General features: G+C 72.8%; 23 protein-coding genes. 14 read left to right on the forward strand and 9 right to left on the reverse strand.

What is annotated here, in order from left to right:
* Positions 1-2 precede the first annotated feature (2 nt).
* Both alr and JOD46_RS05630 read right to left on the reverse strand, forming a co-directional pair.
* Positions 3-1,136 carry an alanine racemase gene (gene alr / locus JOD46_RS05625; protein ID WP_204392329.1) on the reverse strand — a complete coding sequence of 378 codons (1,134 nt, stop codon included), beginning with the start codon at positions 1,134-1,136 and terminating at the stop codon, positions 3-5.
* A 4-nt stretch (positions 1,137-1,140) separates the two neighbouring features.
* A complete protein-coding gene (locus tag JOD46_RS05630) occupies positions 1,141-2,658 on the reverse strand; it encodes an amino acid permease (RefSeq protein WP_204392331.1) in 1,518 nt (505 codons plus the stop codon).
* 285 nt (positions 2,659-2,943) lie between these two features.
* Here JOD46_RS05630 and JOD46_RS05635 point away from each other — a divergent pair, with 285 nt between their 5' ends.
* From JOD46_RS05635 to JOD46_RS05645, 3 genes are read left to right on the forward strand one after another with little or no spacing between them, the layout of a single operon-like run.
* Positions 2,944-4,005, forward strand: a complete 1,062-nt coding sequence (locus tag JOD46_RS05635; protein ID WP_204392333.1) for a homoserine dehydrogenase — start codon at positions 2,944-2,946, stop codon at positions 4,003-4,005.
* The gene (locus tag JOD46_RS05640) at positions 3,998-5,413 is read left to right on the forward strand and encodes an aldehyde dehydrogenase family protein (RefSeq protein WP_204392335.1); all 1,416 of its coding nucleotides are present in this window, start codon (positions 3,998-4,000) and stop codon (positions 5,411-5,413) included. The genes JOD46_RS05635 and JOD46_RS05640 overlap by 8 nt, the downstream gene beginning before the upstream one ends.
* Complete coding sequence (locus JOD46_RS05645) at positions 5,410-6,789, forward strand: aspartate ammonia-lyase (RefSeq protein WP_204392337.1); 1,380 nt, start codon at positions 5,410-5,412, stop codon at positions 6,787-6,789. Before JOD46_RS05640 ends, JOD46_RS05645 begins: the two co-directional genes overlap by 4 nt.
* A gap of 19 nt (positions 6,790-6,808) precedes the next feature.
* Here the strand turns inward: JOD46_RS05645 and JOD46_RS05650 are convergent, their stop codons facing one another.
* On the reverse strand, positions 6,809-7,264 hold the full coding sequence (locus tag JOD46_RS05650) for an Lrp/AsnC family transcriptional regulator (RefSeq protein ID WP_204392339.1): 456 nt from the start codon (positions 7,262-7,264) through the stop codon (positions 6,809-6,811).
* Positions 7,265-7,354: 90 nt separating this feature from the next.
* Between JOD46_RS05650 and JOD46_RS05655 the strand changes: the two genes are divergently transcribed.
* Positions 7,355-8,623, forward strand: a complete 1,269-nt coding sequence (locus JOD46_RS05655) for a trans-sulfuration enzyme family protein (protein ID WP_204392341.1) — start codon at positions 7,355-7,357, stop codon at positions 8,621-8,623.
* Positions 8,624-8,639: 16 nt separating this feature from the next.
* Here the strand turns inward: JOD46_RS05655 and JOD46_RS05660 are convergent, their stop codons facing one another.
* Positions 8,640-9,467, reverse strand: a complete 828-nt coding sequence (locus JOD46_RS05660) for an NmrA family NAD(P)-binding protein (RefSeq protein ID WP_239562596.1) — start codon at positions 9,465-9,467, stop codon at positions 8,640-8,642.
* A 145-nt stretch (positions 9,468-9,612) separates the two neighbouring features.
* Between JOD46_RS05660 and JOD46_RS05665 the strand changes: the two genes are divergently transcribed.
* The 4 genes from JOD46_RS05665 (at position 9,613) to JOD46_RS05680 (ending at position 11,997) form a co-directional block, all read left to right on the forward strand.
* Positions 9,613-10,605 (forward strand): AraC family transcriptional regulator, encoded by a 993-nt coding sequence (locus tag JOD46_RS05665; protein WP_204392343.1) that lies wholly within the window; start codon positions 9,613-9,615, stop codon positions 10,603-10,605.
* 9 nt (positions 10,606-10,614) lie between these two features.
* Complete coding sequence (locus tag JOD46_RS05670; protein ID WP_204392346.1) at positions 10,615-11,184, forward strand: GNAT family N-acetyltransferase; 570 nt, start codon at positions 10,615-10,617, stop codon at positions 11,182-11,184.
* Between the two features lie 94 nt (positions 11,185-11,278).
* A complete protein-coding gene (locus JOD46_RS05675) occupies positions 11,279-11,701 on the forward strand; it encodes a hypothetical protein (RefSeq protein ID WP_204392348.1) in 423 nt (140 codons plus the stop codon).
* A gap of 38 nt (positions 11,702-11,739) precedes the next feature.
* Entirely contained in the window at positions 11,740-11,997 is a 258-nt protein-coding gene (locus tag JOD46_RS05680) for a zinc-ribbon domain-containing protein (protein WP_204392350.1), read from the forward strand.
* 46 nt (positions 11,998-12,043) lie between these two features.
* On the opposite strand, the gene JOD46_RS05685 is transcribed toward JOD46_RS05680, so the two are convergent.
* Complete coding sequence (locus tag JOD46_RS05685) at positions 12,044-12,496, reverse strand: Lrp/AsnC family transcriptional regulator (protein WP_204392352.1); 453 nt, start codon at positions 12,494-12,496, stop codon at positions 12,044-12,046.
* A gap of 102 nt (positions 12,497-12,598) precedes the next feature.
* On the opposite strand from JOD46_RS05685, the gene JOD46_RS05690 reads away from it, so the two are divergent.
* From JOD46_RS05690 to JOD46_RS05700, 3 genes are all read left to right on the forward strand, one after another.
* Positions 12,599-13,276 carry a LysE family translocator gene (locus JOD46_RS05690; RefSeq protein ID WP_307834921.1) on the forward strand — a complete coding sequence of 226 codons (678 nt, stop codon included), beginning with the start codon at positions 12,599-12,601 and terminating at the stop codon, positions 13,274-13,276.
* Between the two features lie 71 nt (positions 13,277-13,347).
* Positions 13,348-14,451 carry a hypothetical protein gene (locus tag JOD46_RS05695; RefSeq protein ID WP_204392354.1) on the forward strand — a complete coding sequence of 368 codons (1,104 nt, stop codon included), beginning with the start codon at positions 13,348-13,350 and terminating at the stop codon, positions 14,449-14,451.
* Positions 14,452-14,505: 54 nt separating this feature from the next.
* Positions 14,506-14,955, forward strand: a complete 450-nt coding sequence (locus JOD46_RS05700; RefSeq protein ID WP_204392356.1) for a nuclear transport factor 2 family protein — start codon at positions 14,506-14,508, stop codon at positions 14,953-14,955.
* 30 nt (positions 14,956-14,985) lie between these two features.
* Here the strand turns inward: JOD46_RS05700 and JOD46_RS05705 are convergent, their stop codons facing one another.
* Entirely contained in the window at positions 14,986-15,396 is a 411-nt protein-coding gene (locus tag JOD46_RS05705) for a hypothetical protein (RefSeq protein WP_204392358.1), read from the reverse strand.
* A gap of 141 nt (positions 15,397-15,537) precedes the next feature.
* Between JOD46_RS05705 and JOD46_RS05710 the strand changes: the two genes are divergently transcribed.
* A complete protein-coding gene (locus JOD46_RS05710) occupies positions 15,538-16,359 on the forward strand; it encodes an SDR family NAD(P)-dependent oxidoreductase (protein WP_239562598.1) in 822 nt (273 codons plus the stop codon).
* 64 nt (positions 16,360-16,423) lie between these two features.
* Here JOD46_RS05710 and JOD46_RS05715 read toward each other — a convergent pair whose 3' ends face one another.
* Genes JOD46_RS05715 through JOD46_RS05725 form a run of 3 tightly spaced genes read right to left on the reverse strand, consistent with a single transcriptional unit; the run spans position 16,424 to position 18,637 of the window.
* Positions 16,424-17,671 carry an RNA polymerase sigma factor gene (locus tag JOD46_RS05715; protein ID WP_204392360.1) on the reverse strand — a complete coding sequence of 416 codons (1,248 nt, stop codon included), beginning with the start codon at positions 17,669-17,671 and terminating at the stop codon, positions 16,424-16,426.
* Positions 17,668-18,051, reverse strand: a complete 384-nt coding sequence (locus JOD46_RS05720) for a YciI family protein (protein ID WP_307834922.1) — start codon at positions 18,049-18,051, stop codon at positions 17,668-17,670. Before JOD46_RS05720 ends, JOD46_RS05715 begins: the two co-directional genes overlap by 4 nt.
* 10 nt (positions 18,052-18,061) lie before the next feature.
* Positions 18,062-18,637 carry a dihydrofolate reductase family protein gene (locus tag JOD46_RS05725; RefSeq protein ID WP_204392362.1) on the reverse strand — a complete coding sequence of 192 codons (576 nt, stop codon included), beginning with the start codon at positions 18,635-18,637 and terminating at the stop codon, positions 18,062-18,064.
* Between the two features lie 384 nt (positions 18,638-19,021).
* On the opposite strand from JOD46_RS05725, the gene JOD46_RS05730 reads away from it, so the two are divergent.
* The gene (locus JOD46_RS05730; protein ID WP_204392364.1) at positions 19,022-19,651 is read left to right on the forward strand and encodes an MEDS domain-containing protein; all 630 of its coding nucleotides are present in this window, start codon (positions 19,022-19,024) and stop codon (positions 19,649-19,651) included.
* Positions 19,652-19,704: 53 nt separating this feature from the next.
* Complete coding sequence (locus JOD46_RS05735; protein WP_307834923.1) at positions 19,705-20,583, forward strand: helix-turn-helix transcriptional regulator; 879 nt, start codon at positions 19,705-19,707, stop codon at positions 20,581-20,583.
* The last annotated feature ends 20 nt before the right edge of the window (positions 20,584-20,603 follow it).

Raw genomic sequence — 20,603 nt, forward strand, 5'->3', positions numbered from 1 at the left:
CATTACAGCGCACGCGCCGCCGTGCGGACGGGAACGCGCGGGTGCAGCCGGCCCCACACCGAGTAGAGGTCGGCGGCGATGTGGCCGTTCGCGTGCTCGAGGTCGGCCGACGAGATGCGCTCGTCGCCCTGGGAACCGTAGAACACGACCTCGTCGCCGGGCTCGACGTGCCCCAGCGAGGTCGCGTCGACGGTGAGCGTGTTCATGGCGTGGCGGTCGACGATGGGCACCCGCCGGCCGCGGATGAGCACCGACGCCCGCCCGCCGAGCGAGCGCTGCACGCCGTCGGCGTAGCCGATGGGCACGGAGGCGAGCAGCGCGTCGCGCTCCAGGCGGTGCGTGCGCTCGTAGCCGACCGTCCGACCCGCCGGGTAGCGGTTCACCGCGGCCACGCGCGACTTGAGCGTGAACGCGGGGCGGAGCGCGGGATCGGGCGCGGCGGTGTCGCCGTAGAGGGCCGCGCCGATCCGCACGAGGTCGAAGCGCGACTCCGGAACGGTGAGCGCCGCGAACGAGGTCGCGCAGTGCCGGCGGACCGCGTCACGGCCCGCCGGCATCGCGCGGAGCGCCGCCGCGGCCTGCACCTGGAACGCCGCGGCGCCGTGCGCGACATCCGCCCGGTCCTCGCACGGGAAGTGCGAGCAGACGCCGACGATCTCGAGCTCGCGGCGGGCGAGCACGCGACCCATCTCGTCGGGGCCGCCGGGGGCGGCGAGCTCGATCCCGTCGCGCGTGATGCCGGTGGCGTTGATCGAGACGTGCGCCCGGATCCGGATGCCGCGCGCGGCGGCGACCCGCGCGACGACCTCCGCGTGGTCGGCGCCGCCGATCCACTCCTCGACGCCGTGGGCGATGCCCTCCTCGACCTCCTCGGCGAGCGCCGGGCGGATCCTGAGGATCCGCCCGGTGTAGCCGAGGAAGCGGGCGGCGACCGCCTCGTCGGTGCTCGTGATGCCGATGGTGCCGATGCCCCGGGCGATGACGAGCGGCAGCACGTGCTCGATGCCGTGGCCGTACGCGTCGGCCTTCACGACCGCGCACACGTCGGCGGTGTCGTCGATGCGGCGCAGCACGGTGTCGAGGTTGTGCTCGATCGCGTCGAGGTCGACCTCGACCCAGCCCGGGGCCGGCGTCATCGGATCACGCGCCCTTCGGAGCGGCCGATGCGCCGTCGTCGATCGCGTCGACGGGCGCCTCCTCGGAGACGGTCGCGGCGGGCTTCGCCCCGCGGCGACCGTGGCGCAGCCAGAAGTACAGGTAGCAGCCCGCGACGAACGGGATGCCGAAGTACAGCGCGGCGACCTGGTTGGGGTCGAACGCGATCGCGACGATCGAGATGCCGAGCAGCACGAACGCAACGATCGGCACGACCGGGTAGAGCGGGGTGCGGTACGCGAGCGTCGAGACATCGCCGCCCGCCCGCACGAACGCGCGCCGGTGGAAGAACTGCGCCGCGACGATCGACATCCAGACCGCGACGACGGCGAAGCCCGCGATCGAGACGAGCACGAGGTAGACGGTCGAGGGCGCGATCACGCTCGAGAGCAGCGACGCGAGGCCGATCACGATGCTGAGGCTGAGCGCGACGATCGGGATGCCGCGTCGCGTCAGGCGCGTGAAGGCGCGGGGCGCGTGGCCCTCCTCGGCGAGCGAGAACAGCATGCGCGCGCACGAGAACAGCCCGCTGTTGCCGGCCGAGAGCAGCGCCGTGATGATGACGAAGTTCATGATGTCGGGCGCGTACGGCACGCCGACGTACTCGAACACGGTCACGAACGGGCTGTCGGTGAGGCCGGTCTCCTCGTAGGGCACGATGGCGGCGATGACGGTGATCGAGCCGATGAAGAAGATGACGAGGCGCAGCACGGTCGAGCGGAGCGCCTTCGGGATGTTGCGCGCGGGGTCCTTGGTCTCGCCGGCCGCGACGCCGATCAGCTCGGAACCGCTGAACGCGTAGAAGACGACGAGCGCGGTCATGAGCACGCCGGCGATCCCGGTCGGGAACAGTCCGTCGGGCGTCATGAAGTTGCCGAACCCGATGGGGTCGTGGTCGTCCGGCGAGAGCGGCGTGAAGCCGAAGATCGCCGCGCCGCCGAGCACGATGAGGCCGATGATGGCGGCGACCTTGACGAGCGAGAACCAGAACTCGGCCTCGCCGAACACGCGCGCCGAGATGGCGTTGAGCGTGAAGAGGAGGGCCGCGAAGACCAGGCACCAGACCCACACGTCGACCGCGGGGAACCATCGCTGCATCAGGATGCCGGCGGCCGTGAACTCCGAGCCGAGCGCGACGACCCAGCAGAGCCAGTAGAGCCACGCCGTGGTGAAGCCGGTCGCGGGGTTGATCGCGCGCGCCGCGTAGATGTGGAACGCCCCGGAGACCGGGTAGGCGAGCGCGAGCTCGCCGAGGCAGGCCATCACGAGGTAGACGACGACCGCGCCGATGCCGTACGCGATGATCGCGCCGAGCGGCCCGGCCTGGTTGATGGTGTATCCCGAGCTCAGGAACAGGCCCGAGCCGATCACGCCGCCGAGCGCGATCATGATCAGGTGCCGCGCGTCCATCGAGCGCTGCAGTCGTCGGTAGGGCACTTGGGTCGCCGTCGTGTGCGGCAGTGCGTTGGGCACCTCGGTGGTGCGGCTTGCGGGTGCGGTCATGAGGACAGTCCTCCGTGTTCTGGTGAGGGGGCTCGTCATTGAGTGCATGCAATATCAGCATCAATGTATGACGATGATGCACGCTCCTCGGTTTCGTGGACGTTACATGTCTGCACTCGACGCCGCAAGTGCGATGACGCGATCGGATGGCCCGCCGAACCGGTCGAGGCGGAACGACCGTGCGACGGGCGGATCGTCCATCCACGTGGACGATTCGGCACCCGCCGCTGACACGGCCCGCTCGCAGGATGGTCCGCAACCGGCTTCGACCAAGGAGGAACCCACGTGGAACGACACGACCTCGCACTCATCGGCTTCGGCGGCGTCAACCGCGCGCTCGCCGAGCTCATCTCCGACCGCGGCTCTGCGCTGACCGACCAGCTCGGCTTCGAGCTGCGCGTCGTGGCGATCACCGACCTCCGGCTCGGCTCGCTCATGCAGGCCGACGGCATCGACCTCGCCCAGGTGCTCGCCCTCGGCCCCGGCGCGAGCTTCGCCAGCCTGCCCGGCGGCCACCCCGAGCCGCGCAACGAGGTCGTGATCCGCAACACGACGGCCGACACGGTCGTCGAGGCGACGTTCACCAACCCCGTCGACGGCGAGCCCGCCGTGTCGCACGTGCGCTGGGCCATCGAGTCGGGCCGCAACGTGACCACGACCAACAAGGGCCCGGTCGCCCTCGCCGGAACCGAGCTGCGGGCGCTCGCCGAGGCGCACGGCGTGCGCTTCGAGCACGAGGGCGCCGTGATGAGCGGCACGCCCGTGCTGCGGTTCGCCGAGCGGATGTTCGCGGGTCTCCGGGTCGAGGGCGTGCAGGGCATCCTCAACGGCACGAGCAACTACGTGCTGGGGCGGATGGAGGACGGGCTCGCGCTCGCCGACGCGGTCGCCGAGGCGCAGCAGCTGGGCTACGCCGAGGCCGACCCCACCGCCGACCTCGAGGGCTCCGACGTGCAGCTGAAGGTCGTGATCCTCGCCAACGAGGTGCTCGGCGGCTCGATTACCACGGCCGACGTGACGCGGCGCGGGCTCTCGACGGTCTCGGCAGGAGACATCGTCGACGCCGCGGCGCAGGGCCGGCGTTGGAAGCTCATCGGCTCGGCCCGGCGCGACGCCGACGGGTCGATCACGGCGAGCGTCGAGCCCGTCGCCCTGCCGCTCGAGCACCCGCTCGCCGGCATCTCGGGTCCGACCAACGCCGTCGCGTTCGACACCGACCTGCTCGGAACCGTGACCGTGTCGGGCCCCGGCGCCGGACGCATCGAGACGGCGTACGCGCTGCTGTCCGACCTCATCGCGATCGACGCCGGCCGGCGCGCGACGGTGGGCGAGGCCGCGCATGCCTGAGATCGTCATCGCCCCCGTGGCCACCGGCATGTCCCCGCGCTTCGCCCCCGTGTTCGACCCGTACGACGGCTCCGAGATCGGCCGCGTGCCGCAGCACGTGCCCGCCGACGTCGACCGGATCCTCGACCGCGCCCGGGTCGGCTTCGCCCTCTCGAGCGCGATGTCGCGGTTCCAGCGGCACACCGTGCTCGAGCGCGCCTCCGCGCTGCTCGCCGAGCGGGCCGACGCGGCGGCCGAGCTCATCGTGCGCGAGGCCGGCAAGACCGTGCGCCAGGCCCGCAAGGAGGTCCGCCGGGCGGTGACGACCCTCTCGCTCTCCGCCGAGGCCGCCCGATCGAACGCCGGCGAGGTGATCCCCTTCGACGCCTTCGAGGGCTCCGAGCGCCGGCGCGGCTGGTTCACGCGCGAGCCGCTCGGCATCATCCTCGCGATCACGCCGTACAACGACGCGCTGAACCTCGTCGCGCACAAGCTCGGGCCCGCGCTCGCCGCCGGCAACGCGGTGATCCTCAAGCCGTCGCAGGCGACGCCGCTCACGGCGCAGTTCCTCGTCGACGTGCTCGTCGACGCGGGTGCGCCCGACGAGATCATCACGGTCGTGCACGGCGACCGCCATCTCGCCCAGGCCCTCATCGCGGTGCGCGAGATCCGGATGGTGTCCTTCACCGGCGGCTTCGCGACGGGCGAGGCGATCGCGCGCGGCGCCGGGCTCAAGCGCCTCGCGATGGAGCTCGGCGGCAACGCGCCCGTGGTCGTGTTCGGCGACGCCGACGTTCCGGCCGCGGTCGAGGCGTGCGTCTCGGGCGCGTTCTGGGCGGCGGGGCAGAACTGCGTCGGCGTCCAGCGCGTGCTCGTGCAGCGTGAGATCTACGAGGAGTTCCGCGAGCGGTTCGCCGCAGCATCCGCCCTGCTGCAGGCCGGCGATCCCGCCGCTGAGACGACCGACGTGGGTCCGATGATCTCGACGGCCGCGGCCGAGCGGGCCGAGCGGCTCGTCGCCGACGCGGTCGCGGCGGGCGCGGTCGTGCTCGCGGGGGATCGCCGCGAGGGCTCGGTGTTCTGGCCCACCGTGCTCGAGTCGGTTCCGGTCTCGTGCGAGGTCTGGGCCGACGAGGCGTTCGCGCCGATCGTGATGCTGCAGCCGTTCGATGACGAGGACGAGGCCGTGGCCCTCGCGAACGACGTCGAGTACGGCCTGCACGCCGCGGTCTTCACGCGCGACCTGAACCGTGCGCTCCGGGTCGCGGAGTCGCTCGAGGCAGGCGGCGTGATGATCAACGACTCGTCCGACTACCGCGTCGACGGCATGCCGTTCGGCGGGGCGAAGTACGGCAGCATGGGCCGCGAGGGCGTCCGGTTCGCGTTCGAGGAGATGACCCAGCCCAAGGTCGTCTGCATCAGCACGTGAGCGGGGGCGTCCGGGTCCGGCTCGAGTCGGACTCGCTCGGCGCCGTCGAGGTGCCGGCCGAGGCGTACTGGGGCGTGCACACCTTCCGCGCCCGGGAGAACTTCCCGATCAGCGGCACGCCGATCTCGCGGCATCCGGCGCTGGTCCGGGCGATCGCGGTGGTGAAGCAGGCCGCGGCCCGCGCGAACCGAGGGCTCGGCCTGCTCACGGCTGGGCAGGCCGAGGCGATCGACGCCGCGTGCGAGCGGATCGCGCGCGGCGAACTGCACGAGCAGTTCTGCGTCGACGTCGTGCAGGGCGGCGCGGGCACGAGCACCAACATGAACGCCAACGAGGTGATCGCGAATGCGGCGCTCGAGCGGCTCGGCCACGAGCGTGGCCGCTACGACGTCATCCACCCGATCGACGACGTGAACCGCAGCCAGTCCACGAACGACGTGTACCCCACGGCGATCCGGTTGGCGGTCGTGGCGGCGCTGCGCGAGCTCATCCCCGAGCTCGCGCGCCTCGCCGACGCGTTCGCGGATCGCGGCACCGCGTTCGCCGGCATCCGCAAGGTCGGCCGCACGCAGCTGCAGGATGCCGTGCCCATGACCCTCGGCGACGAGTTCTCGGCGTTCGCCGTGGCCGTCCGCGAGGATGTCGCGCGCCTCGAGGAGGCGATCCCGCTGCTGCTCGAGTGCAGCCTCGGCGCGACCGCGGTCGGCACCGGCGTGACGGCGCCGCAGGGCTTCCGGGAGGCCGTCGTGGCCGAGCTGCGCGGCCTCACCGGGCTCGACGTCACGCCGGCGGCGCACCTGTTCGAGGCGACCTGGGACGCGGGCGGGTTCCTCCACGCGTCGGCGATGCTGCGCCGCACGGCCGTGAAGCTGTCGAAGATCTGCAACGACCTGCGGCTGCTCGCGAGCGGGCCGCAGGCGGGACTGTCCGAGATCCGGCTGCCGGCCCGGCAGGCGGGCTCGTCGATCATGCCCGGCAAGGTCAACCCCGTGATCCCCGAGGTCGTGAACCAGATCGCGTTCGCCGTGATCGGAGCGGATGTCACGGTCGCCGTCGCCGCCGAGGGCGGGCAGTTGCAGCTGAACGCGTTCGAGCCGATCATCGCCCAGTCGCTCCTGCAGTCGAGCGGATGGCTCACGCAGGGCGTGCGCGTGCTGCGCGAGCACTGCGTCGAGGGCATCGAGGCGAACGCGGCGCTGCTCGAGGAGCGCGTCGGGCGCTCGGTCGGCGCGGTGACCGCGCTCGTGCCGGTGATCGGCTACGACGCGGCGACGGCCGCCGCCCGGCATGCGCTCGCGAGCGGCGCGACGGTCGCGGAGTCGGTCGCGCTCGTGAGCGGGCTGAGCGTCGACGAGGCGGAGCGGCTGCTCGCGTGACGTGCCGTGGCCTCCGTCGTCAGGCGACCGTGCGATCGATCACGGTCGTCAGGGCGACGGAGGTCACGGTGTCGGCCACGCCGGGCAGGGCGGCGATGCGCTCCCAGATCTCGCCGACCCGGTCCATCGAGTCGGCCTGGAGGGTCACGAGCAGGTCGAACTGCCCCGCGAGGACGTCGCAGCGCACGACCTCGGGGATGGCCGCGAGCTCGGCGAGCACCTGGCCGCCGCGCATGCGGTCGGACCGGTAGACGAACACGATCGCGGAGACCGGGTGGGGCTCGCCCTCGGCTCGGCCCCGCACGACGGTGTAGCCCGCGATGACGCCGTCGCGTTCCATCCGCTCGATGCGCTGCCGGACCGCGTTCCGCGAGAGGTGCACGCGGGCGGCGAGGGTCACGAGCGGTGCGCGGGCATCCTCGGTCAACTGCGCGAGGATGCGTCGATCGATCTCGTCGAGCCGGGCTCCGACCATGGCGCCTCCTCCGTCGGGCGAGCGCAACGCCAGCAAGGCGTGCAATACTGACAATACAGGATGTCGATGATGCACACTGAAGGAGTTCCCATGCCGCACGCACGACCCGACCGCCGACGTCCGGACTCGCTCTCGGACCTCAGCATGGCGGTGCACGCGGGCAACGCGCCCGACCGCGGGCACGGGGCGCTGCGCGTGCCCATCGTCATGGCGAACTCCTACGAGCTGCCCGACGACCCGAGCGCGATCAGCTGGTCGGCGACGGCGCCGGGCCTCTACACGCGCAACACCGGCGTGAACCAGGCGGCGCTCGAGGCGAAGCTGGCCGTGCTCGAGGGCGGCGAGGATGCGGTCGCGCTCGCGAGCGGCGTCGCCGCGCTGCACGCCGTCTTCTTCACGCACGTGCGCGCGGGCGACCACGTCGTCGTGAGCGACGTCACCTACGAGGCCACCTGGCGGCTGTGGACCGAGCTGCTGCCCGGTCGGTACGGCATCGAGGCGACCTTCGTCGACGTGAGCGACCTCGATGCCGTCCGCGCGGCGATGCGGCCCGAGACCCGGCTGGTGTGCGTCGAGGCGATCGCGAACCCCACGACGAAGGTCGCGGACATCCCGGCCGTGGCCGCGATCGCCCACGAGCACGGCGCGATCGTCATGGTCGACTCGACGTTCACGCCGCCGCCGTTCTATCGGCCGCTCGCCGACGGCGCCGACCTCGTGGTGCACTCGCTGACCAAGTACATCAACGGGCACGGCGACGCGATGGGCGGCGCGGTCATCGGCCGCCGCGAGCTCATCGAGCCGATCAAGGCCGACGCGATGGTCGACGTCGGCGGCATCATCTCGCCGTTCAACGCCGCGCAGATCCAGCGCGGCTCGGTCACGCTGCCGCTGCGCCTGCGGCAGACGTTCGCCACTGCGGCGGTGCTGGCCGAGCACCTCGCCGCCGACCCGCGCGTCGAGTACGTCGCGTACCCGGGCCTGCCCTCGCACCCGCAGCACGACCTCGCGCGCCGCCTCTTCGGCGACCGCGGGTTCGGCGGCATGATCGCCTTCGCGGTCAGGGGCGGCCCCGACGCGCAGAACCGCTTCGTCGCCAACCTGCGGCTGATCACCTCGGCGTTCTCGCTCGGCCACGACGACTCGCTCATCGTGCACGTGGGCACAGAGGGCGGCCGGGTCGCCGCGTATCCCGAGGAGTTCCGCACGCACGGCCACCTGCGGCTCTCGGTCGGCATCGAGGACGTCGCCGACCTCGTCGCCGACCTCGCCGCCGCGCTCGACGCGACCTTCGGCGCCGTCGACGACGGGTCGGCCGCACACGCGACCGATCCCGCCGTCGTCGGCGCCGGGGTCTGAGCACGACGGCCCGCGATCACCGCGGCGCCGTCGCGGCGGCCTCCGCCCGCGCCGCCTCCGCGAAGACCGTGCGCGCGGCGCGCGGCGCCCGCCCGAGCGCGTCGAGCACTCCGGTCGTGGTGCGCACGTTGCGGCCGTCGAACACCTCGCGGCAGAGCTCGGCGAGCAGCGTGGCCGTCTCCGGCCCGGCCTCGGCGGCGACGGCCCCGTGGAACTCGTCGAACCCCATCGCCACGTACCGCACCTCGCGGCCGTACGCCTCGGTCAACAGCTGCGCGACCTCGGCCATCGTCAGCGACGCCGGCCCGGTCACCTCGTGCACGCGCCCCTCGTGGCCGGTGCCCGTGAGCGCCTCGACCACGACGTCGGCGAGGTCGTCGACGTCGACGAAGGGCTCGCGCACGTCGCCGGCGGGCAGGGCGAGCACGCCCGTGTCGACGGCGTCGCGCAGCATCCCCTCGGTGAAGTTCTGCAGGAACCAGCTCGCGCGCACGACCGTGGCCGGGAGGCCCGACGCGAAGAGCAGTTCCTCGCAGCGGCGAGCGGCGGCCTCGCCCCGCCCCGAGAGCAGCACCAGGTGCCGCACGCCCGCGTCGCGGGCCGTCTCGGCGAGACGGCGGATGGCGGCATCGGAGCCGGGTGCGGCCAGGTCGGGCACGTAGGCCGCGTACGCGCGGTCGACGCCCGCCAGCGCGTCGCGCCATCCGTCGGGTCGGTCCCAGTCGAATGTCGGCGACGTGCCCCGGGCGAGGCGCCGCACGTCGAGGCCGCGCTGCTCGAGTCGCTCGGCGACGCGACGGCCGGTCTTGCCGGTGGCGCCGATGACGGCGATGGTGGTGGTCATGTCCGTGGTCCTTTCGGGAGATCCGGATGGTGCGATCCCACCTTCGGCCCGGCGATCCGGACGGACAATCGCTTCCAGTCCGCATTCCGTTGCCGATCGTCCACGCCGCGGCGCGGCCGGATGCCCGGCATGACACCGTGGACGCATGGTCAATCCCCGCACGTCCGGCGCCCGGGATGACGACGCCGACGAGCTCGGCGACGGCCTGCACCTGCTTCGCTTCACCGGCGCGCTCTACTGCCGCGCCGAGCTCACGGCTCCCTGGGGCGTCGAGTTCCCGCGCCTCGACGGCTACATGACGCTGCCCGTGGTCCTCGCCGGGCGCTGCGTGCTCGAGGTCGGCGACGAGCGGTACCCGCTCGAGGAGGGCGGCGCGGCGTTGATCACACGCGGTGTTCCCCACCTCATGCGCAGCGGTCCGGATGTCGCGACGACGCCGCTCTTCGACATCCCCGCCATCCGGCTCGGCGACACCTACGAGCACATGCGCCACGGCGGCGGGGGCGAGCGCACGCTCGTCGCGTACGCCGCGATGCGGGTCGACGCGCCGCTGACCGCCCGCCTCGTCGCGGAGCTCCCCGACGTGATCCGGGTCGGCCCGGGCGGGGGCGACGAGCTCGGCGCGTTCACGACCGTGCTGCGGCTGCTCGCCCGCGAGGCCGAATCGACCGAGCCCGGCGCGGAGGCCGTCATGAGCCGGCTGGCCGACGTGCTCGCCATCCAGGTCGTGCGCCGCTGGCTGCGCGACGCCGAGGTGCAGGCCGGATGGCTCGCCGCCCTCCGCGACCCGCACGTCGGCCGCGCCATCCGCCGCATGCACGCCCGCCCCGACGAGGACTGGACGCTCGTGCGCCTCGCCCGCGTCGCGAACCTCTCGCGCTCGGCCTTCGCCGAACGGTTCGCCGCGCTCGTGGGCGAGCCGCCGATGCGCTACCTCGCCGCGTGGCGCCTCGACCAGGCGCGCGTCGAGCTCACCCGCACGACCGACCCGATCGCCGCGATCTCGGCTCGCGTCGGCTACACCTCGGAGTCCGCGTTCAGCCGCGCCTTCACGCGGCGCCACGGCGTTCCGCCGGGCGCGGTCCGCCGCGCCGCACCTCCGTCGGCCGCGGTCGGCCGCGTCGGCGCGCCGGGGTAGGTTGGCGAGGTGCCCGCCCCGCTCCACGTCGCCGATCCCATCCTCACCGACCGCCTCGACCTGCGGCGCCCGTCGGCCGCCGACCTCGACGACCTCCACGCCGTCAGCAGCGATCCGCGGCTCTGGCTGCACTACCCCGCCAAGCGACGCGTCGAGCCGTCCGAGACGGCGGAGGTCATCGAACGCTGGCGGCGCGAGTGGGAGGCCGACGGGCTCAGCACGTGGGCGGTCCGGGTCCGCGGGCACGACCGGGTGATCGGCTACGGCGGCTGCGGCAAGCTGGGCGGCGGCGTGGTCTGGAACCTCGGCTACCGGCTCGCGGCCGACCAGCACGGCCACGGCTACGCGACCGAGCTCGCCGCCGAGGCGATGCGGATGGCGCGGCTCGTCGACCCCGATGCCCCGATCGTCGCGTACCTGCTCGAGCACAACACCGCCTCGGCGAGGGTCGCGACCAAGCTCGGGATGGCGCTCGTGCACCGCGGGCCCGACGCGGGCAACCCCGACCCGGCCGCCATCCGGCTCGTCTACGCGGATCGACCGCTCGCGCCCGACGAGCTCGCCGCGGCGATGGCCTGAGCCGGGACGGTCAGCCCGGGCTGAACCCGCCGTCGCTCGTGAGCATGCACCTGGCCGACGACCCATCCGACCGCCGAACCGTACAGTTGGGGGAGTGGACGCCTGCACCGCCCTCGCCGAGTCGATCGACCGCCTGGCGGCGCGCGGGTACGCGAACCGGCGGTTCCTCCGCGAACTGGGCCGCGCGGCCGGCGTTCGGCGGGGCGCGCTCTGGGTCGTCGACGCGGCGCGCGGCGGCCGCAACCGCCTGCGGGGCCGCGGCTTCCACCCGGCCGTCGACGACGACACCGACGGCCAGGCACGCCATTTCGCCGGAACCGTCGCGGTCGCCGCGCGCGTCGGTGGACCGTTGACCCGCTGGCTCACGACCGTGGTGCTGCGCGACCCGCCCGACAGCCCCGACGGGCGGCTCTCCGACGAGGCGATCGAGTTCGCGCGGCTCGTGCGCTCGGGTGAGCTGGCGCAGGCGGATGCCGCGGCGTGGGTGCGCGACCGCCTCTGCCACGCCTCGGCGTGAGCGGCGCGGCGCTCAGGAACGCTCCGTAGCATCGGGTCGTGTTCTTCTTCGTCGGCGTGTTCCCGCGCGAGCGCGAGCTCGCCGTAGCGAGCCTGCGCTGCGATCACTGCCACGAGGAGGCGGCCCAGCACGTCGTCGAGAGCGGCAGCCGCCTCTGGGTGTTCTTCGTGCCGCTCTTCACGTTCGCGCGACGCTACGTGATGGTGTGCGCGAACTGCGGGTGGACCACCGAGGTGAGTCGCGAGTTCGCGACGCGGCTCGAGCGCGCCGCCACCCAGGAGCGGCCGCCGCGCTGACGCGCCGACGCGCTGACGCGCCGGCGCAGCCGGAGTCGGCCGCCCCTCAGAGCGGCAGCGGGCGGTCGTCGACCACGGTCTTCATCACGAGCGTCGACTGCACGCGGGCCACGCCGGGCAGCGCCGAGAGCTGCTCGTCCCAGAGCCGCTCGTAGGCGCGGAGGTCGGGCACCGCGACGCGCAGCAGGTAGTCGGGGTCGCCGAAGAGGCGCAGCGCCTGGATGACCTCGGGGATCTCGGCGACCGCCGCGTCGAACGCGGGCACGGTGTCGCGGTTGGCCTGCGCCATCGTGACGAACACGAGCGCGCCGAAGCCCAGGCCCACGGCGTCGGGGTCGATCACCGCGCGGTACCCGGTGATGGCCCCGGATGCCTCGAGCGCGCGCAGTCGCCGGTGCGTGGGCGACATGCTGAGCCGCACGCGCTCGGCGAGCTCGGTGAGGCTCAGCCGGCCGTCGTGCTGCAGTTCGGCAAGGATTCTCCGGTCGACGGCGTCCATGGGGTGGATTCTTCCACGGATGCCACGTGGGAAGGCCGAACTCGGCAGCGGCTTCCCGCGCGGCTCGCCTACCGTCGACGGGAGACGAGGAAGGAGACCGTGGTGGACGTCCAGTTGCTGCTCGCGTGCTCGGTGATGATGACGCTCATGGTGCTGCTGCCCGGGCCCGACTGGGCCTACCTCATCGCCGCCGGCCTGCGCGAGCGCACCATCCTGCCCTCGCTCGCGGGGATCCTCCTCGGCTATCTCGTGACGGTCGCCGCGGTCGCGATCGGCGTCGGCGCGCTCGTCGCGGCCGCGCCGGGGATCATCGTCGCGCTGACGCTCGCCGCGGCGGCCTACCTGACCTACCTCGGAGTGCGCGTGCTGCGCGCACCGCCCGCGCTTGCGGCGGTCGCGCCGGAGGCCGCGGCCACCGGGCGCGGTGCCGGTGCGGGCGGGGCGGACGGCGAGCCATCCGCCCGGCCCTGGCTGCGACTGCTGCAGGGCGCGGGCGTCAGCGGCCTCAACCCGAAGGGGCTCCTGGTGCTGGTCGTGCTGCTGCCCCAGTTCACGGATGCCGCGGGGGACTGGCCGATCCCGGTGCAACTGGCGGTGCTCGGCCTGATCTTCGTCGGCGCGTGCGCGCTGGTCTACTCGGCCGTCGGCTACGGCGCCCGGACGGTGCTGCGTCTCCGGCCGTCGGCGATGCAGCTCGTCTCCCGGATCTCGGGCGCGGCGATGGTCGTGCTGGCGGTCGTGCTCGTCGTCGAGCAGGCGGCGCATCTCTTCGGCGGGTGATCGCGACGCGGCGATCGAGGATCGGGGCGGTCCCTGATCCCGGGTCGCGCGCGGGGCGGTAGGTTCGTGCCGTGCGCGCGTCCACCGCCATCGCCGTCTCCGCCTCACTGGCCTCGCTCCTGCTCGGCCTGGCTGGGTGCGCGGCGCCCGAGCCGCCCGCGTCGCCCACCTCGACCGCGTCGTCGACGCCGACGCCGGGCCCCGCGGCATCCGACCCGCTCGACTGCGACGCACTCGTGCCCGCCGACCTCGTCGCCGCCACGCTCGAGGGGGCCGACGGGATGCCGGTCGAACCGGTCGCCGCAGTCGAGGACCACCGCGCCTTCGACGCCGTGCTGCTCGAGGGGGCGGGCGGGTTGCCGTGCTCGTGGCGCGTGGGCGACGGCATGCCGGAGTACAACGCGCCGAGCGACTGGGCGTACCTGCGCGTCGACGTGCTGCCCGGCGCCGCGAGCCAGTGGGTACCGGTCGCGCTCGGCGATGCCCCGTCGGACGAGACACGCGAGATCGCCGGCATCGAGGCGTCCGTCGCGGTCGGCGACCCGGGCTGGGCGATCTCGGCGCCCGTCGGCGACGCCTGGGTGGTCGTGAGCCTCAGCGCGGCCGCGCACACCTCGACGGGCGACCGGTTCGCCGGGCTCCAGGTCGACATGATGGATCGCCTCGCCGCCGTGGCCGAGGCGGCGTTCACGGCCTTGCAGCAGGCCACGCCCGACCAGCTCGACTGGCCCGCGCTCGAGCTGCGGCAGACCGACGCGGTCTGCAACGGCGGCCTCGACGAGCAGGGCGTGGTCGCGGCGATGCAGCTGCCGGCCGGAACGACAGTCGAGTACACCATGTCGGATCCGGCCGCCACGGCGCCGGAGTACTTCACGTCGGCGGTCGCGGCCGCCGCGCGGGCGTTCACGTGCGAGGCCTGGGCGAGCGACGGCACATGGCTCAGGATCACGGCGGCCCGCGGGCTCTCACCGCTGTTCGGGCGGTTCGGCGAGCCCGATGCGGATCTCGCGCTGAGCCAGCTCGAGCTCGCGGACACCCCGCCCGACACGAGCGCGCTGGTCAGCGGCACCGGGCGCGCATCGACCGTGCTGCTGAGCCTCGGCGGAACGCTCTACCGCATCGAGGGCGAGCACGCCCCCGACGTCGCGCAGGCGATCGTCGCGCAGACCTACTGAGCCGGCGCGATCGCGGGCGGTGACATCCCGCCGGTGGGGGAGGAAGCTGGACTCATGGGCGATGTCACGACCGACGTGCGCGGCAAGGCCGACCTCGTCATCGAGCGGCTCGCCGCCGCGCTGAACGATCATGACCTGGATCGGATGGTCGCGCTCATGCATCCCGACTACGACAGCCGGCAGCCCGCCCACCCGGTTCGGGCGTTCGTCGGCCGCGAGCAGGTCCGTGCGAACTGGGCGGCCATGTTCGCGGGCATCCCCGACTTCCGGGCCGAGGTCGTCCGCTCGGTGCATGACGGGCCGCTGAACTGGTCCGAGTGGGCCTGGCACGGGACTCGCACGGACGGAACGCCATTCGAGGTCCGCGGCGTGACCCTGTTCGAGGTCCGCGAGGGACTCATCGTCGCGGGCACCCTGTACGTCGAGGAGGTCGACGACGTCCCGGTCAAGATCGAGGACGCCGTCCAGGGGTTGTCCGGCGCTCGTCCCGCGTCGGCTCGCTGACGGGCGGGAGGCCGTCGCCTCCGTCCGTTCTCACGCGCTCCCGTCGCCGGGCCGGGCGCGGTCGACGAGCAGGCGGACGCCGAGTCGTGCGGCCATGAGCACGACGATCAGCAGCGTGACGGAGACGAAGCCGCCGAGCTGGACCGCATCGCCGAACAGCAGGTCGGTCAACCAGAGGATCACGAACTTGCTGCCTGCGCCGAGCACCACCAGCAGGGCGGCGTTGAGCGTCTTGCGTGCGGCCGTCGGCGACGACCGCACCCGGTCGAGGATGCGGGTCTTGAGCACGGCGATGACCTCGAGCGCGAGCTTGAACAGCAGGGCCGTCAGGAGCGAGAGCGCGAACGACTCGGTGATCACGCTCGGCAGGAACTGGACGAACAGGCCGAGCACGACGAGGTAGACGAAGACGTCGACGATGTCGACGGCACGCAGGCGCACGGGTCACTCCTCGATCGCGGGGTGCTCGAAGCGTACACGTGACGCGTGCTCGTCGGCGGCGGGTCGAGGGCCGCGGGTTGCCGATCGAATGCAACCTATGGGTTGCATTTCCCTGCCCTGATATGCAATCGTTGAGTTGCAATGACCAAGAGGGATGGAGGCGGCGCGATGCTGCTGGAGGACAAGGTGGCCGTGATCCACGGCGGCGGCGGATCGATCGGAAGCGCGGCAGCGCGGGTCTTCGCGAGGGAGGGCGCGCGGCTGTTCCTCGCCGGGCGGAGCCTGCCGCGACTCGAGGCGGCGGCGGCCGCCGCGAGCGCCCACGGAGCCGAGGTCTCGGTCGCCGTCGTCGACGCGATGGACCAGGACGCGGTCGACCGGCACGTCGCCGAGGTGACCGAGGCGGCGGGTCGCATCGATGTCGCGCTGAACGCCGTGGGCTTCGACCACGTGCAGGGGCGGGCGATCGGCGACACGTCGCTCGAGGAGTACCTGCATCCGGTGACCGGCTACCTGCAGACGAACTTCGTCACGGCGAAGGCGGTCTCGCGGCCCATGATCGCGCAGGGCAGCGGCGTGATCCTCACGATCTCGACCCCGGGCGCACGACTCACCGGCCGCGGGCTCATCGGCAACGCCGCCCAGTCGGCCGGCCTCGAGGGGTTCTCGCGGGCGCTCGCCGGCGAGCTGGGTCCGGCGGGCGTGCGCGTGGTCTGCGTGCGACCGCACGCGATGTCGGACGCGCTTGAGACCTCGTACACGAGCGAGATGTTCGGCCGCATCGCCGACGACAGCGGCACGCCGATGTGGCAGTGGCTCGACGGCCTGGTCGGCATGACCCTGCTCGGCCGGCTCCCCGTGCTCGACGAGGTCGCGGAGTACCTCGCGTTCGCGGCATCCGACCGCGCCGGTTCGATGACGGGCGCGATCGCCAACCTCTCGGCGGGCGCGCTCGTCGACTGAGCCGATGCGCGCGCCCGCCTCGGGGGAGCGGACGCGCGCATCGCGGGTCGCCGGTCGTCGGAGGCTAGGTCGATCGGACCTCGGCCCGCCGCGCCTCGAGGAACGCCCGCACCTCAGGATCGCGCGCGAGTTCGATCGCGCGGGAGTAGGCGAGCTCTGCCTCGCCCGTCCGTCCCGCGCGGCGGAGCAGGTCGGCGCGCGTCGCCCACCACGGCTGGAAGGACTCGCCGCCGGGCGGCAGTGCCGCAAGGCCCGCGGGCGCGCCATCCGTTCGCCCGACCACCGCCGCCGCGGCGACCCGTGCGCCGAGGCTCGGCGCGACCGAGAGCAGCGCGGAGTAGAGCGTGCGGAGCGCCGCCCAGTCGACCGCGCCGGTGCGCCGACGGTCGAGGTGCACCGCCTGGATGGCGGCTTCGAGCTCGAACCGTCCCGGCGCCGCCGGCCCGCGAAGGGCGGCGGCGCGGCGCAGGTGGGCCTCGCCCTCGTCGATGAGCTCCGCGTCCCAGGTCGCCGGCGACTGCTCCTCGAGCGGGACGTACGGGCCCGAGCGCGGGCGTGCGAGCGACAGGGTCACGAGCGCGGCGAGCGCCCACGCCTCGGGCTCGCGGTCGAGCAGCCGGGCGAGGGTCACGGCCAGATGGCGGGCCTCGCCCGCGAGCGAGTCGGCATCGTCGCGCCAGGTGATCGCCGAGCAGCCGTAGACCGCTTCGAGCACGGCGGGCAAGCGTTCGGGCAGGTCGCGCCGGTCGGGCACGACGAACGGGATGCGCGCGCGGGCGATGCGCCGCTTGGCGCGCGTGAGTCGCTGCGCCATGGTCGCCGTCGGCACCGCGTACGCCGCCGCGATGTGCGCGGCATCGAAGCCGAGCACGGCCTGCAGGATCAGCGGCGTGCGCGCGGCCGGATCGATCGCCGGGTGGGCGCACGTGAAGCACAGTTCGAGGCGCCGGTCGGGGATGCGGAGCGGGTCGATCGCCTCGAACGGATCCTCGGCCGCGCCATCCGCCTCGCCCAATGGCGTGCTCGTGCGCGCCGCGGCCGACTTCCACACGTCGCGCTGCCGGTTCCGAGCCACGGTGATCAGCCAGCCCTCCGGGTTGTCGGGGATGCCGCTCGACGGCCAGCGCTCGAGCGCGGCCGCGAAGGCGTCGGCCAGGGCGTCCTCGGCCAGCGCGAGGTCGCCCGTACGCGCGGCGAGCACGGCGACCAGGCGCGCGAAGGACTCGCGGGCGGCGTGCGCGGCGGCGGCGTGGGCGGCGTCGCGACCGCCGCCCGCGCCGGCGCCGGGAGGCGTCCGCGACGGTGGGGTCACCCGTTCGGCATCCACATTCCGTCGACGGCATGGACGCCGCCCGGCCGGACCTCGACGGCCCCGCCCCAGTCGAGCGCGGGTGCCTGCGACGCCCACGCGATCGCCGCGTCGAGGTCGGGCACGTCGATGAGGACCGTCCCGCCGAGTTGCTCCTTGGCGTCGATCAGCGGGCCGTCCTGCACCTGCAGCCGATCGCCGGCCCGGCGCAGCGTCGTGGTCGACTCGCTCGGCTGGAGGACCTCGGCGCCGAGCAGCACGCCGGCGTCGTGCAGGGTGGCGGTCCAGGCCGCCATCCGTCGCATGCCCTCGGCGATGGCCTCCTCGCCCAGCGTCTCGGGCGACTCCTCGGCGTAGTGCAGCAGCAGCGTGTAGCGCATCATGAACCCCCGCTCATCGCACAGCGTACTGGCCGATGACCACGCCGGTCGTGGTCGTGACGGCGTGCTCGAGGTCGAGCGCGACGCGGTCGCTCCCGAGCAGTCTCGTGCCGGAGCCGAGCACGAGCGGATGCTGCAACAGCACCATCTCGTCGACCAACCCCGCCGCGAGCAGCGCCCGCACCAGCTCGCCGCTGCCGAGGACGGTGATGCTCCCCTCGACGTCGCGTCGCAGCGCCGCGACCGTCTCGGCGGCCTCCCCGATGAGCGCGGTCGAATTCGGGTAGGCGAGCCGGAGACCGGATTGCCGTGACACCACATACTTGCGCGCCCCGACGAGCGCCTCGGTGAACGGATTCGGCCCGGCCGACGTCCAGAACCCCAGCACGTCCTCGTACGTGCGTCGCCCGAAGAGCATCGCGCCGGCGACGCCCATGCGCTCGCCGGCGAACCGAGCGGCGACGTCGTCCTGGTAGGGGATCGCCCACCCGCCGTGGGCGAAGCCGCCGCGATCGTCCTCGTCGGGTCGGCCGGGCGCCTGCATGACGCCGTCGAGCGTGACGCTCTCGAACACGGTGATGGTGGCCATCGTTCGCTCCGTTCCGCGGCCGCCCCGTGCGGCCCGTCACCTGATGAACGATCGAGCCCGGCCGAAATCGACATCGCGTCGCGCGGCGCCGCTGCGGTGACCGGTCGCTGGGGAGGAAGCGCTCGACATCGCGATCGCTGATGAGCGCTTCGTGCTCGCCGACGGTCACCCGAGATCGATCTCGAGCTGGAAGCGATCCGGGTGGAATGCGGACCTGGATGAAGTGCCTCAGTCGGCGTTCTGCCGCCCGTTGTCGCGCCGTTCGCCCTACGGTAAGCTCCGATTCCGGAACTCCAATGTGGCGTGTCGGCCGCGCCTCGGGCCCGCCGACTCAGGTCGTTCCGACCCTTGGAGTCGCCCCGCCCCGCACGGTCGGAGGACCACATGGAAGCCGACGATCAGAGGGCAGCGCCGGTCACGTTCGCGGGCGGCCTGCTCGACCCCTATCGGCACGTGTGTACGTTCTCGCGTTGGCCCGAAGAGGCGGACCCTGCGCTGGACCCGTTCCTGGTCGACGGACTGACCCACGGCGATCGACTGCTGTACCTCGTCGATGCAGCGGCGACCGCGGCACCCGTGAATCGCCTCAGACATCTCGGATACGACGCCGGCCTGCTGCTGAAACAGCGCCGGTGCGAAGTGCGGACGTGGACCGAAACGTACCTCAGGGGTGGCAGCTTCGACCAGGAGCGGGTGTTCGGCCTGCTCGACGGTCTGCTGCTCGACCCGACGTCGCCTCGCATTCGGCTCATGTGCGACATGGGCTGGGCGGTGAACCGTGAGGATGTCGCCGAGGAACTGATCGAGTTCGAGGCCCGCGCCAACTTCCTCCATGCGCGGCACGAACACGTGGTGATCTGCACGTACGACGCTGCGATGTTCGACGGCGCCTTCATCATCGATGTCCTCCGAACGCACCCCCTGGTCCTCTTGGGTGGGGTGCTGCACGAGAACCCGTTCTTCGTCGACCCGGCCGAGTTCCTGGAGGAGCGCGGCCGGCGGGCGGTCGGGTGACGTTGCCGGAGACGCACGCGGCACCCGATTCCGGGCAGAGAGAACCAGCGGCCGTGGATTCTCGACTGTGGCTGCGTGATCTCGCGGCTCTTCTCGCATTGCCTGCACTGTGGGTGGACCACGATCCGGCCGAGATCGCCGATGGCCTGCTGAGCGTGCTGTTGGGAATGCTCCGGGCCGATTCTGGATACGCACGCTTCGACGACTCGCCAGACCAGCACCCATTGGAGGCGTGGCGTCCGTCGGGGTCGGAACCTCCCGAGGAACTGCGGACGGCGCTGAACACGCAACGGACGGGAGCGTCCGGCATGACGACGACTGAACGTCCAGCGTCCGGGCTCGGCGTCATCAGGGTGGCGAGATTGCAGCTCACGTTGCCGTGGGGTGACGGAACGGTGTTGGTGAGCACCGGACGGGCCGACTTCCCGACGCCGATCGAGACGCATCAGCTGCGCGTCGCGGTCAGTCAGGCGGCCATCGCCATTCACACCGCGCGGCGTCTTGCACGCGAGCATGCGGCGCGTTCCAAGGCGGAACGCGCCCTGCTGCGCCAGACCGAGCTGCTTCGAGCGCTGTCAGACGACGTCAGGCCCTCACTCGCGTCGGCCGCCCAGCTGATCCACGATGCCGCACGGGTGATCGAGGAGGCCGACACGCGCAGTGCCCGGGATCCGCTTGCCGTCGATCTCCCCGCGGGAGACCCGGACCCGATTCGTGGAGCGGCACCGGCGGAGCCACGGCTTCCGTTGACCCGGCGAGAGGCAGAAGTGCTCGGTCTGCTGGCACAGGGTCTCAGCAACAAGGAGATCGCCGGCGTCATGTGGCTCAGCGATCGCACGGTCGAACGCCACATCACGAGCCTGTATCGCAAGATCGGGGTTGCGCGGCGCAGTGAAGCGACCGCGTTCGCGCTGCAGCACGGTATCGGCTGATCCTCCTCGGCCCTGCGTCT

The organism is Agromyces aurantiacus (assembly GCF_016907355.1).
GTDB lineage: Bacteria > Actinomycetota > Actinomycetes > Actinomycetales > Microbacteriaceae > Agromyces > Agromyces aurantiacus.

Excerpts from the sequence above, each read along its gene's own strand:
- alr (WP_204392329.1), bottom strand. The coding sequence starts at position 1,136 with ATGACGCCGGCCCCGGGCTGGGTCGAGGTCGACCTCGACGCGATCGAG.
- JOD46_RS05630 (WP_204392331.1), bottom strand. The coding sequence starts at position 2,658 with ATGACCGCACCCGCAAGCCGCACCACCGAGGTGCCCAACGCACTGCCG.
- JOD46_RS05640 (WP_204392335.1), top strand. The coding sequence starts at position 3,998 with ATGCCTGAGATCGTCATCGCCCCCGTGGCCACCGGCATGTCCCCGCGC.
- JOD46_RS05650 (WP_204392339.1), bottom strand. The coding sequence starts at position 7,264 with ATGGTCGGAGCCCGGCTCGACGAGATCGATCGACGCATCCTCGCGCAG.
- JOD46_RS05655 (WP_204392341.1), top strand. The coding sequence starts at position 7,355 with ATGCCGCACGCACGACCCGACCGCCGACGTCCGGACTCGCTCTCGGAC.
- JOD46_RS05660 (WP_239562596.1), bottom strand. The coding sequence starts at position 9,467 with ATGACCACCACCATCGCCGTCATCGGCGCCACCGGCAAGACCGGCCGT.
- JOD46_RS05665 (WP_204392343.1), top strand. The coding sequence starts at position 9,613 with ATGGTCAATCCCCGCACGTCCGGCGCCCGGGATGACGACGCCGACGAG.
- JOD46_RS05685 (WP_204392352.1), bottom strand. The coding sequence starts at position 12,496 with ATGGACGCCGTCGACCGGAGAATCCTTGCCGAACTGCAGCACGACGGC.
- JOD46_RS05700 (WP_204392356.1), top strand. The coding sequence starts at position 14,506 with ATGGGCGATGTCACGACCGACGTGCGCGGCAAGGCCGACCTCGTCATC.
- JOD46_RS05710 (WP_239562598.1), top strand. The coding sequence starts at position 15,538 with ATGACCAAGAGGGATGGAGGCGGCGCGATGCTGCTGGAGGACAAGGTG.
- JOD46_RS05720 (WP_307834922.1), bottom strand. The coding sequence starts at position 18,051 with ATGATGCGCTACACGCTGCTGCTGCACTACGCCGAGGAGTCGCCCGAG.
- JOD46_RS05725 (WP_204392362.1), bottom strand. The coding sequence starts at position 18,637 with ATGGCCACCATCACCGTGTTCGAGAGCGTCACGCTCGACGGCGTCATG.
- JOD46_RS05730 (WP_204392364.1), top strand. The coding sequence starts at position 19,022 with ATGGAAGCCGACGATCAGAGGGCAGCGCCGGTCACGTTCGCGGGCGGC.